Annotated in this window: 15 protein-coding genes; 6 read left to right on the top strand and 9 right to left on the bottom strand. The window is 61.7% G+C overall.

All coding sequences use genetic code 11. The annotated features are described in order from the left end of the window. Positions 1-59: 59 nt before the first annotated feature. From DES43_RS20065 to DES43_RS20055, 3 genes are all read left to right on the top strand, one after another. Positions 60-668, top strand: coding sequence for a Vgb family protein (locus DES43_RS20065; RefSeq protein ID WP_035033187.1), 609 nt, complete (start codon positions 60-62; stop codon positions 666-668). 257 nt (positions 669-925) lie between these two features. Beyond that, on the top strand, positions 926-1,438 hold the full coding sequence (locus DES43_RS20060; protein ID WP_035033191.1) for a DUF1697 domain-containing protein: 513 nt from the start codon (positions 926-928) through the stop codon (positions 1,436-1,438). Positions 1,439-1,565: 127 nt separating this feature from the next. After that, complete coding sequence (locus tag DES43_RS20055) at positions 1,566-1,943, top strand: MmcQ/YjbR family DNA-binding protein (protein ID WP_051520841.1); 378 nt, start codon at positions 1,566-1,568, stop codon at positions 1,941-1,943. 190 nt (positions 1,944-2,133) lie between these two features. Here the strand turns inward: DES43_RS20055 and gmk are convergent, their stop codons facing one another. The 7 genes from gmk to fabD all read right to left on the bottom strand — a co-directional run bounded on the left by gmk (position 2,134) and on the right by fabD (position 8,507). Beyond that, complete coding sequence (gmk, locus tag DES43_RS20050) at positions 2,134-2,790, bottom strand: guanylate kinase (protein ID WP_051520842.1); 657 nt, start codon at positions 2,788-2,790, stop codon at positions 2,134-2,136. Between the two features lie 3 nt (positions 2,791-2,793). Next, positions 2,794-3,684: a YicC/YloC family endoribonuclease gene (locus DES43_RS20045; RefSeq protein ID WP_035033197.1), complete on the bottom strand. Its 891-nt coding sequence runs from the start codon at positions 3,682-3,684 to the stop codon at positions 2,794-2,796. Between the two features lie 72 nt (positions 3,685-3,756). Continuing rightward, positions 3,757-4,962, bottom strand: coding sequence for an endolytic transglycosylase MltG (gene mltG, locus DES43_RS20040; protein WP_133676084.1), 1,206 nt, complete (start codon positions 4,960-4,962; stop codon positions 3,757-3,759). A gap of 105 nt (positions 4,963-5,067) precedes the next feature. Next, entirely contained in the window at positions 5,068-6,330 is a 1,263-nt protein-coding gene (gene fabF, locus DES43_RS20035) for a beta-ketoacyl-ACP synthase II (RefSeq protein ID WP_035033202.1), read from the bottom strand. A gap of 27 nt (positions 6,331-6,357) precedes the next feature. Beyond that, positions 6,358-6,594, bottom strand: a complete 237-nt coding sequence (locus DES43_RS20030) for an acyl carrier protein (protein ID WP_035033204.1) — start codon at positions 6,592-6,594, stop codon at positions 6,358-6,360. 195 nt (positions 6,595-6,789) lie between these two features. Then, entirely contained in the window at positions 6,790-7,527 is a 738-nt protein-coding gene (gene fabG / locus DES43_RS20025) for a 3-oxoacyl-[acyl-carrier-protein] reductase (protein WP_035033206.1), read from the bottom strand. Positions 7,528-7,565: 38 nt separating this feature from the next. Further along, positions 7,566-8,507: an ACP S-malonyltransferase gene (gene fabD / locus DES43_RS20020; RefSeq protein ID WP_035033208.1), complete on the bottom strand. Its 942-nt coding sequence runs from the start codon at positions 8,505-8,507 to the stop codon at positions 7,566-7,568. A gap of 235 nt (positions 8,508-8,742) precedes the next feature. Here fabD and DES43_RS20015 point away from each other — a divergent pair, with 235 nt between their 5' ends. From DES43_RS20015 to DES43_RS20005, 3 genes are all read left to right on the top strand, one after another. Then, entirely contained in the window at positions 8,743-10,677 is a 1,935-nt protein-coding gene (locus DES43_RS20015) for an LTA synthase family protein (RefSeq protein WP_084496672.1), read from the top strand. A gap of 136 nt (positions 10,678-10,813) precedes the next feature. Further along, positions 10,814-10,981: a 50S ribosomal protein L33 gene (gene rpmG / locus DES43_RS20010; protein WP_035033210.1), complete on the top strand. Its 168-nt coding sequence runs from the start codon at positions 10,814-10,816 to the stop codon at positions 10,979-10,981. 127 nt (positions 10,982-11,108) lie between these two features. Continuing rightward, complete coding sequence (locus DES43_RS20005) at positions 11,109-11,432, top strand: BLUF domain-containing protein (RefSeq protein ID WP_051520843.1); 324 nt, start codon at positions 11,109-11,111, stop codon at positions 11,430-11,432. Positions 11,433-11,762: 330 nt separating this feature from the next. Here the strand turns inward: DES43_RS20005 and DES43_RS20000 are convergent, their stop codons facing one another. Together DES43_RS20000 and DES43_RS19995 are read right to left on the bottom strand one after the other, a co-directional pair. Next, the gene (locus DES43_RS20000) at positions 11,763-13,136 is read right to left on the bottom strand and encodes a PleD family two-component system response regulator (protein WP_035033213.1); all 1,374 of its coding nucleotides are present in this window, start codon (positions 13,134-13,136) and stop codon (positions 11,763-11,765) included. Then, a complete protein-coding gene (locus tag DES43_RS19995) occupies positions 13,133-13,489 on the bottom strand; it encodes a response regulator (protein WP_084496673.1) in 357 nt (118 codons plus the stop codon). Before DES43_RS19995 ends, DES43_RS20000 begins: the two co-directional genes overlap by 4 nt. Between the last annotated feature and the right edge of the window lie 225 nt (positions 13,490-13,714).

Raw genomic sequence — 13,714 nt, 5'->3', positions numbered from 1 at the left:
ATTGCAGGCGCACGCAGGCTGGTCGTAACCGCAAACGCCGTCCTCAAAACCGCTACGCCATGGCAGACAGGCAAAGCCGCCTAGACACAGTTGCTAGTTTCGACGGCAAGCATGTCTGGTTCGCAACCGGCGAAAGGCTGAATGCTCTCGATCCCGAAAGCGGACAGGTTTTGAGATCGCTCGACGTCGCCGCCGATGCGGGCACCGCATTCGATGGCGAGTACCTGTTCCAGATCGGGGATGCCGTGATTCGAAAAATCGATCCCAAGACAGGTGAGGTGATCGCCACAATACCTGCGCCGGGGGGCGGTGGTGACTCGGGGTTGGCCTGGGCGGAGGGCTCGCTCTGGGTGGGGCAGCATCGCGGGCGCAAGATCCATCAAGTGGATCCCGAGACCGGAGAAGTGCTGCGCACGATCGAATCCGATCGATTTGTCACCGGCGTCACCTGGGTAGACGGCGAGCTTTGGCACGGCACGTGGGAAGATAGCGGGAGCGATCTCCGCCGCATCGGCCCGGAAACGGGTGAAGTGCTCGAGCGACTGGACATGCCGCCCGGAACCGGCGTTTCGGGGCTTGGATCCGATGGCGGCGACCGCTTTTTCTGTGGAGACGGGAGCAACGGAAAAGTAAGAGCCGTACGTCGGCCAAGGCACGGCCTTAAGTGAGCATTGGACTTTCGGCCAAAGTTGGCAATCCGACGAATGGTCGCTTCTTGATGGTGCCGGTCCAAAAGCTGACCGGCAGAAACACCTGGTCGAGGCATTCCGGGGATGACATCGGGCAAGCGGCAACTCGCGACCTTCATTGTGGCCGTTTATCGTTGTGAATGACGTCCCTTAGTGCGGATGCCAAGATGGCCAAAGCTGTCGCAGGTTTTGGGGAATTTCGCGACGGCAGCTTTCGGAATTTGGAAGGAGATCGGATGGCTTCATATGTTGCGCTACTGCGCGCCGTAAATGTCGGCGGAACAGGCAAGCTACCGATGGCCGAGTTGAAGGCGATGTGCGTTGCCGAGGGTTTCGAGAAGGTTCAAACCTACATTGCAAGCGGGAACGTCGTTTTCTCGGACGACCGATCCGAACCGGAGGTCAAGGCTGCGCTTGAGAACCGCCTGAAAGACTATGCGGGCAAACCGGTGGGTGTCATCGTGCGGACGGCAAAGGAGATGGCGGACGTTCTCAACGCCAATCCGTTTCCCGATGCTCCCCCCAACTGGACGGTCGCCATTTTTCTCGATGCTCCACCGCCCGCCGACACGCTCGACGCGGTAAAGGACAGGAAGGACGAAGAAGTCCGCGTGGGTAAACGAGAAATCTATGTCGCCTTCGGTCCTGGTATGGGCCGCTCGAAGCTCAAGATACCGGTTGCGGCGGGTGGCACAGCCCGAAACATCAATACCATTGCGAAACTCGCCGAACTCGCATCCTCCACATGAGCGGCGAATTTCACACAAGGCCGGTGAGGCCGCCTGCGGCTCGGCGGCTTTACTGTTGCGTGCGATGTTTCAGCGGCGAGATTGAGGGGAGCGCCATCAATCTGCAACTCCTGAGGCGGGACCGCCGATGACGATGCTCAAATGGAAAGACGTTGTCGCTCTGGCGAAGGAGTTTCCCGGCGTCACCGAGGAAGCATCGCACGACATGCCCGCGCTCAGGGTCAAAGGAAGATTGCTGATCTGGCTGCGCAGCGAGGAAGGCGGTCTTGTTCTGCCGGAGGTGCCGCCCGATGAGCGCGATATGCTGATCGAAGCCAACCCGGCTGTTTTCTACACAACTCCGCACTATGCCAGCTACTCCATCGTTCTTGCGCGTTTGGCTATGATCGAGCCTGACCCGCTCCGTGGATTCATTGAGCGCCGCTGGCGCAAGCTTGCCGGAAAGCGGGCGGTCGCAGCTTTCGAGGCGCGGCATGACGCCACCGCGCATGGCCGTTCGTTGTGAGGAGAAAGCGCGGGACGATAGCTCTCGCTCAACGCTCAGAAAAGCCGTTCAAGCTTTTTCGTTTTCATGAGATTCTTGTAGTCCCACTGGATGGTTTTCGATTCCTCGATCCATTGTTCAAGCGTGTTCTCATCGATTTGCTCCCTGGCGGTGTAGCGCACTTCCGCCGCTTTAAAGCTGCCTTCAGGGGCTAACCAACAGGCTCGTCAAGCAATCCCGATACGAAATCGAACAGGCCCGGCCGGCGATCGCGGCGCAGGCGCTCTGCCTGCACGATCGACACCACCTCGGTGAAAGCGCGGTCGAGATCGTCGTTGACGACGACGAAATCGTATTCCGCCCAGTGCTCGATCTCGTCGCGGGCATTCTTCAGCCGGGTTTCGATGACCGCTTCCTGGTCCTCGGCACGACGCTTGAGACGCTCCTTCAGCTCCGCCATGGACGGCGGCAGGATGAAGATCGAAACGATGTCGCCGCGCATCTTCTCACGCAATTGCTGCGCACCCTGCCAGTCGATGTCGAAGAGCATGTCGCGCCCTTCCGCCATGGCGCGTTCGGCGGGTCCGCGCGGGGTGGCATAGTAGTTGCCATGCACCTCGGCCCATTCCAGCAGCTCGTCGTTGTCACGCAGGATCTCGAACTCGCGCCGGCTGCGGAAATGATAGTGACGGCCGTCGATTTCGCTGCCGCGACGCGGACGCGTGGTGACGCTGACCGACAACTCGAACTGGTTGTCGCTTTCCAGAAGGTTGCGCGCAATGGTCGACTTTCCGGCGCCCGAAGGCGACGACAGCACGAGCATCAGGCCCCGGCGACGGATTTGTGAACCGGCATCTCTTGACGGCATGTGCTACTCCAGATTCTGAACCTGCTCGCGGAACTGATCGACGACGGCCTTCAGTTCAAGCCCTATGGCGGTGATCGAGGCGGCGTTCGATTTGGAGCACAAGGTATTCGATTCGCGGTTGAATTCCTGCGCCAGAAAATCGAGCTTGCGCCCGATTGCGCCACCGGAGGCGAGCAACGCACGCCCCGAGGCCACATGGGTCTTCAGCCGGTCGATCTCTTCGCGAATATCCGCCCTTGTGGCGAGGAAGGCGGCCTCCTGATGAAGCCGTGCTTCATCCAGCTCCGCGCTGGCATCGAGCAGCAGTTTCACCTGTTCCTTCAGCCGCTGGCGAATGGCGCCCACTTCCCGGGAGGGATCGGCCTCGGCCCGAAGGGTCAGTTCCCCGATCCTGTCGAGATGGCCGAGAAGAAGGGTACCCAGCGCCCGTCCCTCCTGAAGCCGCGCCTGTTCCAGTTGGGACAGCGCATCTTCGAGCGCCTGCAAGATCGCCGCATCGAGCGCGGCGCGCGTTTCAGGCGTTTCCGTCACCTCGGGCACTTCCAGCACGCCGCGAAGCGCCAGCAGGCCGTCGGCGGTGGAAGGAGCCACGCCAAACTGCTCCTGCAAACGCTGCGCCAACCCCGCGACATCCCTGAGGAAGGCTTCGTTGACCACCGGCTGGGCCAGCGTCCCGGCGGGCCGGGCAATGGCAAGGCTCGCCTGAAAACTCCCGCGGGCGAAACGCTTCTGGATCGTCTGTCGAACCGGAAGCTCGAGCCTCTCGAAGCCGGGCGGCAGGCGCAGGCGCACCTCGGCGCTCTTGCCGTTCACGGACTTGAGCTCCCAGGCGATGGCCGAGCCCTCATGCTCTGCGGTCGCGCGTGCAAATCCCGTCATGCTTTGCAAGGTCATGCGATCCTCTCCCGCCTTCCGCCGGCAGTTCGGCGGGCATCGCCACGCTCTGACCGGATCGTCGATCCGGTTCTACTGGGTTGAAGTTGCCCCTGACGCTTCGCCTTCACCGGCAGGCTGCCCGGCAGGCGCCTTGGCCGCCTCCGCTGCCTGCTTGCGCTGCCAGGCACGATAGCGCGCAACATTCTCGTTATGCTCTTTCAACGTCGTGGCAAAGGCATGCCCACCCGTTCCGTCGGCGACGAAATAGAGATCCTCGGTCTTGGATGGATTGGCGACAGCCTCCAGCGATGCACGGCCCGGATTGGCGATGGGAGCCGGCGGCAGACCGTTGATCGTATAGGTGTTGTACGGTGTGGGCTTCTCGATATCCGACTGGTAGATGGGCCGGTCGCTCGGCTTTCCCTTGCCGCCGAACAGGCCGTAGATGATCGTCGGGTCCGATTGGAGGCGCATCCCCTTGCGTAGGCGGTTCAGGAACACCCCGGCAATGCGCGAGCGTTCGTCACCGCGCGAGGTTTCCTTCTCCACGATGGAGGCCAGCGTCACGAACTCGTTTTCGTCGGCAAGAGGCAGGTCTGAATCGCGGCGCGCCCAGATTTCGGCAACGAGAGCTTTCTGGTCGGCCATCAGCTTGTCGATCATCTGCTGGCGGGTGGCGCCGCGCGTGAAGCGCAGCGTATCCGTCGCGATGCTTCCCTCCGGCGGCAGCTGGGCCGGCATGTCGCCGGCCAGCGCTTCATGGGCGGCGATACGCTCGAAAGCCTGATGCACGGTCAGCCCTTCCGGAATCGTGAGCGCATATGTAACCGACTTGCCGCTCTTCAGAAGCTCCATGATTTCGCGCATCGAGGCGTGTGGCTTGATTTCATATTCGCCGGCCTTGAGCGCCTGATCGTTATCATAGGCACGCACGCCGATGCGGAATATGCGCGCATCGCTGATCAGCCCGCGCCGCTCAAGCTGCTCGGCGATCTGCGCGACGCCGGTGCTTGGCTTGACGAGGAAGGTGTCTCCGGAAACGGAGGGTCCGGGCTCGATGAAAGCCTTCTTGCCGAGATAGACCGCAAGTCCCGCGCCGACCATCGCCAGCAGCACGAGCGAAAGCATGAAATTCAGGAAAACGATGACCTGACTGCGGGATTTACGCGACCGCCGGGCCGGCGGAGGCGTACCCTTTTCCGGGCGCAAAGCTTCGTTTGCCGTCTTCGGCACGATCGGGCCGGCTTGCGGCGCAGCGCCCCGGCCGAATTCGTTGCCCCCAGAATTGGTGTTCATGGCACCCCGGTCTGATCTCGTATCGTTTCCCCTCCGGCAGAGTAGGAGCGAATATGGCAAAATTCGCGGCGCTCGGCACTGCCGGGCGCCGGACGCGGCGGTTTGTCAGCCATTAAAGCGCTGGAAGATCAGCGAAGCGTTGGTGCCGCCGAATCCGAAAGAATTTGACAGAGCGACGTCGACCTGGCGCTGACGCGGCTTGTTCGGCACCAGATCGATCGCGGTCTCCCGTTCGGGATTGTCCAGATTGATGGTGGCGGGCACCACATTGTCGCGAATCGCCAGGATCGAGAAGATCGCTTCCGCCGCACCCGCCGCACCGAGCAGATGGCCGATGGACGACTTTGTCGACGACATCGAAATCTTGCCGGCGGCATCGCCGACCAGACGCTCGACTGCGCCAAGCTCGATCGTGTCGGCCATGGTCGATGTGCCATGGGCGTTGATGTAGTCGATGTCGGACGGCTTGAGATTCGCACGCTTCAACGCCGCCGTCATGCAGCGGAACGCGCCGTCGCCATCCTCGGACGGCGCGGTGATGTGATAGGCATCGCCAGTCAGCCCGTAGCCGGTGACCTCGGCATAGATGCGCGCGCCACGGGCTTTGGCGTGTTCCAGTTCCTCAAGAACGACAACGCCTGCGCCCTCGCCCATGACGAACCCGTCGCGGTCGCGGTCATAGGGGCGCGACGCCTTTTCGGGCGTGTCGTTGCGCTCGGTGGAGAGCGCCCGGCAGGCGGCGAAGCCAGCCAGGGAAAGACGTGTCACCGGCGCCTCGGCGCCACCGGCCAGCATGACGTCGGCATCGCCGAGCATGATCAGCCGCGCGGCATCGCCTATGGCGTGCGCACCGGTCGAGCAGGCTGTGACGACCGCATGGTTGGGGCCTTTGAAGCCGTGACGGATCGACACCTGCCCGGAAACCAGATTGATGATCTGGCCCGGAATAAAGAAGGGGCTGATGCGGCGGGGGCCGCGCTCCTTGAGGATGATGGCGTTTTCGGCAATGCCCTCGATCCCGCCGATGCCGGAGCCGATCAGCACGCCGGAGGCGCACCGCTCCTCCTCGGTTTTCGGCTCCCAGCCGGAATCCCTGAGCGCTTCATCGGCGGCCGCGATCCCGTACAGGATGAACTCGCCGATCTTGCGCAGTTCCTTGGCTTCGAGAACGGACTCCGGATTGAAGGTTCCGTTGGTCCCGTCACCGCGGGGAATGACATGGGCAATCTTGCAGGCAAGATCGTCCACCTCGAATTCGGTCACACGGCGCGCAGCGCTGCGGCCGGACAGAAGCTCCTTCCATCCGTGCTCGTAACCCATACCGAAAGGCGAAAGCAGGCCGAGACCCGTAACGACAACGCGCCGCATGTCAGAAATCAGTATCCGCCGGGAAGATCAGGCGGAAGCCTTGTCGATGAACTTGACGGCATCGCCGACGGTCAGGATCGTCTCGGCGGCATCGTCCGGGATTTCCACGCCGAATTCTTCTTCGAACGCCATCACGAGCTCGACCGTGTCGAGGCTGTCTGCGCCGAGATCGTCGATAAAGCTGGCCTGCTCGGTCACCTTGTCGGCGTCGACGCCGAGATGCTCGATAACGATCTTCTTGACGCGCTCTGCGGTGTCACTCATTTGGGCATCCTCGTCTTCAGGTTAGGTCTGTCTTCGTTAGCGGTCGCAATGCCGCTAATCAAGTTGAAAAGATGGTCCTGCAAGAAACGCTACGAAGCAGGCCGCTTCCGGCGAACGCCAAGGAATTGCGGGCCGCATTACACGAATTCTTGCCCGTATCCAAGGCGAAAAGCCGACTATCACCAGGTGGCGGCGCTAGATCATCGCCATGCCGCCATTCACATGAAGGGTCTGGCCGGTGACATAGGAAGCCTCGTCGGAGGCAAGATATGCGACAGCGGAAGCAACCTCTTCGCCGGTTCCCATGCGCCTGGCAGGGATGGCCGACATGATGGTTTCCTTCTGCTTGTCGTTGAGCTTGTCGGTCATCGCCGATTCTATGAAGCCGGGCGCGACGCAATTAACCGTGATGTTGCGGGTGGCGATCTCCTGCGCCAGCGACTTGGAAAAGCCGATGATGCCCGCCTTCGAGGCGCAGTAGTTGGCCTGGCCCGGATTTCCGGTCACCCCCACCACCGAGCTGATGTTGATGATGCGGCCATGGCGGCGGCGCATCATCGGATGGGTCAGCTCGCGCGTCAGCCGGAACACGGCCGAGAGGTTGACGTTGATGACATCGTCCCAGTCCGCGTCGCTCATGCGCACGAAAAGTCCGTCGCGCGTGATGCCGGCATTGTTGACCAGAATATCGACGCCTTCCAGCTCCGCCTCCGCCTTCTGGCCAAGCTCCTTGACCTCGGCGGGATCGGAAAGGTTGGCCGGAAACAGCTTGACGCGCTCGCCAAGCTCGCCGGCCAGCGCCTCAAGCTTTTCGACGCGCGTGCCGTGCAGGCCGACAACGGCGCCCCGGGCGTGCAGTACACGTGCAATGGCCTCGCCGATGCCGCCTGTCGCGCCCGTCACCAGCGCCTTGCGGCCAGTCAGATCAAACATTCCTGCCTCCTTCAACGCCGCAAAGCAGCTTGCCGGACTCAGCCGAGAGCGGCGAGCGCCGCATCCACATCGGCCGGCGTTCCGACGGAACTGACAGCGATATCGCGATTTATGCGGCGCGCAAGCCCGGAAAGCACCTTTCCAGCGCCAATTTCATAAAGCGTGGTGACGCCATTGGCCCCGAACCACTCGACCGTTTCGCGCCAGCGCACCCTGCCCGTGACCTGTTCGACGAGACGCGCGGCGATCATATCGGGATCGTTGGCGGGTTCCACCGATACGTTCGACACCACCGGAACGACCGGTGCATGGCGCTGCACGCCAGCCAGCGCGTCGCGCATCGCATCCCCGGCCGGCGCCATCAGTGCGCTGTGGAACGGCGCGGACACCTGAAGCATCAGCGCACGCTTGGCGCCCTTTGCGGTACACAGCGCGGCCGCACGCTCGACAGCCGCCTTGCTGCCCGAAATAACCAGCTGCCCGCCGCCATTGTCGTTGGCGATCTGGCAGACCTCGCCGTGCGCTGCTTCCGTGCAGGCGGCATCGACCTCGGGCTGTTCCAGACCGATGATCGCGGCCATGGCCCCCTCGCCCGGCGGCACTGCGGCCTGCATGGCATTGCCGCGAATGCGCAGCAGGCGCGCCGCATCGGCAATGGACACGAAGCCGGCCGCGGCAAGCGCCGAATATTCGCCAAGCGAATGCCCGGCCACATAGGCAACCTTGTCCTTCAGCGAAAAGCCGCGCGATTCGAGCGCGCGCATGGCCGCCAGCGATACCGCCATCAGCGCCGGCTGCGCATTGGCGGTAAGGGTAAGCGTCTCCTCAGGTCCCTCGAAGATCAGGGTGGAGAGCTTCTCGCCAAGCGCCTCGTCCACTTCCTCGAACACCCGGCGCGCCTCCGGAAAGGCATCCGCCAGTTCCTTGCCCATGCCTACGGTTTGACTGCCCTGCCCCGGAAAGGTGAATGCGATTGTCATTATCCGCCTCGGTTTGCGCTTTCGTTCCGCGTGTCGCGCATTGCAGCCCGCAAAGTCAAGCCCAGGCCGGTTTCATGCATCGGCTGCGGGCCGCCAGGGTCGGTTCAAACCCTGGCCTGCAAGGGATCACGTATCGTTAAAACGGAACACGATTCTTTCGCCGGCTCTTCCCAATTTCGCCACACGCAATAGCTTTCGTGACATAAGCATGACAGTTGCATGACAATGGCGTTCCATGGGGAAGTGTGAGTTGGCAAACGGCAGACCAGATTTTGCTGAACAGGCACCGCAGGCGGATAAAGCCCTGTCCCGGCGGAGCCGTGCCGCCATATTTGCAGGCATCCGCCATGCCGTGCTGATGGTCCTTGCCTCGGCTGCGCTGGTCTTCGCCATCGAATGGATATTCCGCGGCGACTTTGCCGGCGCCGTTGCCTTTTTCGCCCAGCCCTACAAGCCCGGATGGACCACGGTTCTGGTGTTCGCGCTTGTGCTGCTTGGGCTCGACGCCCTACTCGGCCGCGCCTGGCTGGGCTTGCTGGCTGTCGCGCCTCTTGCCCTGGCACTTGCCTTCGTAGGCTATCAGAAATCGCTTTATCTCGGCGATCCGCTGTTCCCCACCGACATTCTCTTTGCCCGGCAGATCTTTGAGCTGTTGCCGCTGTTGGTCGGCGAGCGGCCATGGACGGGCATAGCGCTGGTTCTCGGCCTCGTTCTGGCAATCACCGGCTTGCTTTACACATGGCGCTTCGTCCAGCGCCGCGTGCCGCGCATGAGCTACAAGGGCCGCGCGGCCCGCCTCGCGCTGGCCCTGCCGGCTCTCGCCTTCTTTGTCTCGCTGATGGACTACGCGACGTTCTCGTGGACGCGCGACCGCCTCCAGATCATCCCGATGATGTGGGACCAGAAGGAGAACTACGCGAGCAACGGCTTCACCCTTGCCTTCGCTCTCAATGTGCCGATGGCTCATGTCGCCGCGCCGAACGGCTATTCGGACAAGGCTGTCGATTCCGTGCCGAAACCCGTGGCCGACACCGCACTCCCGGACGAGCGGCCGGATATCATCATGGTGATGAGCGAATCGTTCTGGGATGCCGGCAAGCTGCCCGGCGTCACCATTACGCCCGATCCGATCGCCTCCACGCGAGCGCTCCAGTCCGGCGAGATGTTCTCGCCTGAGTTCGGCGGCATGACGGCCAATGTCGAGTTCGAGGCCCTGACCGGCTTCTCCAACGCCTTCCTGCCGGCAGGCAGCATTCCCTACCAGCAATATGTGCGCAAGCCGTTGCCGTCCATGGCGACCTTCCTGCGCTCGGAAGGTTACCAGACGCTCGCCATCCATCCGGGCACGGACTGGTTCTGGAACCGCAGCAATGTCTACAAGGCATTCGGCTTCGATGAATTCCGCTCCGAAAAGACGATGACGAGCGCGGTCAAACGCGGCCCTCTCGTTTCCGATGAATCGATGACCGACGAGATCGTCGCCGCTGCCGATGCGGCGGAGAATCCGTTGTTCCTTTTTGCCGTAAGCCTCCAGAACCATGGACCCTACGAACCCAACCGCTATGGCAATGCCGTGCATGATGTTCATGCGCAGACCAGTGACTGGGCGCGCGCTTCCCTCGCCAGCTTCGCTGAAGGCGCGGCCGATTCGGACCGCGAGTTGCAGCGCCTGATCGACTGGGCACAAAAGCGCAAGCGCCCGACCGTGATCGCCTTCTTCGGCGATCATCTGCCGCCCCTGGGCCCGGTCTATGTGGAGACCGGCTTCCTGCGCACCAATGTCGCCCCGCGCAAGGACACGCCGGAAAACATGCTCCTGCACCGCTCGACGCCGCTGGTGGTGTGGTCGAATCGTTCCGGCAAGGCGGATGGTCTTGGCGCAGTCAGCCCGGCTTTCCTGCCGCTGCATGTGTTCAGCGTGGCGGGCATCAGCCATCCCTACTACACCGGCTTCCTCGGCGGGCTTCACCAGCGCTACAGCGTCGTGGAGCGCTCCCTGCTGCTGACAGGTAACGGCGAAGCCACGCTGGATTGGGCGCGGCAGAAACAGATCGATCCCGCCATCCGCGATTTCCGCTATCTCCAGTACGACATGATGTTCGGCAAGCGCCACGCCGCTCCGGACTTCTTCCCCGAGACGATCGGCGACATCATTGCGGACGCAAGCTGATGCGGGATTGGCACGAAAGGCGAGCGGAGACTTGACATTCCGGGCGCATCCGGTATGTGTCGCGCCAAGTTTCCGCTTCCGGGCGCCGCCCCGTATTGTTGCGGCTTAACCCCAGGAAAATAAACGGACGAGCATCATGGCAAAAGCCGCGAACATCAAGATCAAGCTTCTTTCGACCGCCGACACCGGCTTCTTCTATGTCACCAGCAAGAACAGCCGCACGAAGACCGACAAGCTCTCCTTCCGCAAGTACGATCCGGTCGTGAAGAAGCACGTTGAATTCAAGGAAACGAAGATCAAGTAATCTTCCGTTCCAGAAGCTTTCGAAATGCCGCCTTTCAGGCGGCATTTTTGTTTTTGCCGGCGTGACTTTTTCCTGCGTTTGAGGAAAACTTCCTCAGCGTCATGATAGAGACCGAAAGACCTGTCGAATGCTCATCCGCCTCGCCTACACATCCACTTTTCGCCCCCACATAACCGATGCCGACATCGACGGGATCACCGAAAAGGCCGCGGTTTTCAACAAACGGCATTCCATTACCGGGATTCTCGCCGTGGAGGGCGAGCGAGTATGCCAGATACTCGAAGGACCGAAAGAGGCGGTGGAAAGGCTGTTCGAATCCATCCAGCGCGACGAGCGTCACCATGGCGTGGTTGAACTCGATGTCAGCGCCATCGACAAGCCAGGTTTCGAGGACTGGGGCATGGTGCGCCGGCCGATGGTCGACATCGTCACGCTCGCCTTTTCACTGTGAAAGCGAACGCCTGTTAACGCCCGTTGCAGCGTGCCTGCAATTGCGGAGGACCAGTCGCGGAAAACCGGGGGCCGGTCGGCTATGGCAGCGGTACGAGGAGGCCACTATTGCCAAGGCCGGCCGGCCGACCCCACGGAACCCAGGAGATGCGGCGGACCTGAGAAACATGGGGTGTTTCTCCGGGCGCGGATATTTCTTCCATGCCCGTCGCCTGCACCGTCGCGCAAGGGAAGCCGAAAATCAACTATTTCTTAACCACGATTATCGACGTGGCGTAATTAAGGTAAACCGGCAACCCTGACCTGTTGACGGGCTGGTCCCGGAGCGGGTCTATGCCGCCTTGCCAACCACTTTGTTGCGGCCGCTTTTCTTGGCCTCGTAGAGCGCCATATCGGCTCTTTTCAACAGCGATCTCACGTCGTCGGCCTGTCCTCTGGCGGATGAGACCCCCACGCTGATGGTCACGGTGACGGCCTGCCCTTCCTTGCCGATCATAAAGGGTGTGCGGGCAATTTCCGCCCGTATCCGCTCGGCTACCTTCTCGGCGACAGGCCCGTCCGTATCCGGCATGACGACGACGAACTCCTCGCCGCCGAACCGGCAGATCAGATCGATGCCGCGCATGTTCTGGCGCAGGCGGCGTGCAAACTCGCGCAGCACGTCGTCACCCCCGTCGTGGCCGAACCTGTCGTTGATCGACTTGAAACGGTCGAGATCGACGATCATCACCGACAAGGGCCGCCGGCGCGCCACCGCGCGTTCGAAAAGCGTTTGCAGGTGATTGTCGAGATAGCGCCGGTTGTGCAGCCCCGTCAGCGCATCCGTCACCGCCATCTCTATCGACTGGGCAACGCTGGCGCGCAGGCGGTCGTTGTAGCGCTTGCGCCTGATTTGCGTGGTCAGGCGTGCCGTCAGTTCATGCGGCTCGACCGGCCGGACCAGAAAATCGTTCACGCCCAGTTCGAGACCGCGGATGATACGCGGGTCGTCGTCGCGGTCCGCCAGCAGGATGATGGGAAGGAACCGCGTGCGATCCAGGGACCGCAGTTGCGAGCACAGTCTCAGCGGATCGACGTCCGGCAGCGCGGTCGACACGATCACGCATTCGTAACCGCCTTCCGCTGCCCGGAAGAATCCGGCGTTCGGATCGCTCGCAAAGTCGAGTTCGATGCCGCCTTTCAGCCTGGAGCGAATCTTTTCGAACGTCTGCTTGCGCGCATCGATAAGCAACACCTTTGCCGGATCCTGCCCGGACCCGGCACCGTTGCCCAGCAAATCCTCAAGACCGATGCTGGCTGCCGTTGCCGTACGAAGCCGCAGTTCGTCGGTGAGCATCTTGAGCCGGACAAGGCTCTTCACCCGCGTCATGAGTTGCAGATCGTTCACCGGCTTGGTGAGGAAATCGTCGGCTCCCGCTTCCAGCCCGCGAACTCGGTCCGTCACCTGATCGAGCGCGGTGATCATGACCACGGGCAGATGCGCGGTGGCAGGATCGCTCTTGAGGCGCCGGCAAACCTCGAATCCATCCATTTCCGGCATCATCACATCGAGCAAAACCACATCGACCTTGCTCGTTTCGCAAATCTCCAGCGCCTCCGCACCGGAATTGGCCGTCACAACCTCGAAATATTCGGCCAGAAGGCGGACCTCGAGCAGGCGGACATTTGCAGGAATGTCGTCAACGACAAGGATGCGCGCGGTCATGCATCCCCCAGATAGGACTTTATCGTCTCTATGAAACGCGGAACCGAAATGGGTTTGGAAATATAGGCTTCGCAGCCCCCCTGGCGGATGCGCTCCTCGTCCCCCTTCATCGCGAAGGCGGTGACGGCGATCACCGGAATGACATGGAGTTCATCGTCTTCCTTCAGCCATTTGGTCACTTCCAGTCCGGAAACCTCGGGAAGCTGGATGTCCATCAGGATCAGGTCGGGTTTGTGCGTGCGGGCCAGATCGAGCGCCTCGAGACCGTTGCGCGTGCGCACGGTCTCATACCCGCTGGCCTCGATGAGGTCGCGAAAGAGCTTCATGTTGAGCTCGTTATCTTCGACGATCATTACCTTTTTCGGCATCGACTTCCCGTCCCGATTGTCATTTCACCAAATGACATCGCCCCCTGCATCTGTCGGACCGCATCAAACCCGATCGGCACGCTACCCCAAGATGATTGACGAAACGGAAACCAGCCATCGAAAATTGCGCAGGACCCGGTCTGCTGTCCACAGGCAGCCTGCAAAGCTTGCCGTGTCCCGCAATTGACCTACCCTGCCGTTTCGATTCGG

Source organism: Aquamicrobium defluvii, assembly GCF_004363725.1.
Lineage (GTDB): Bacteria > Pseudomonadota > Alphaproteobacteria > Rhizobiales > Rhizobiaceae > Mesorhizobium > Mesorhizobium defluvii.
Note: the sequence above shows the minus strand (reverse complement) of the source record. Positions and strands in the feature narration are given on the sequence as shown.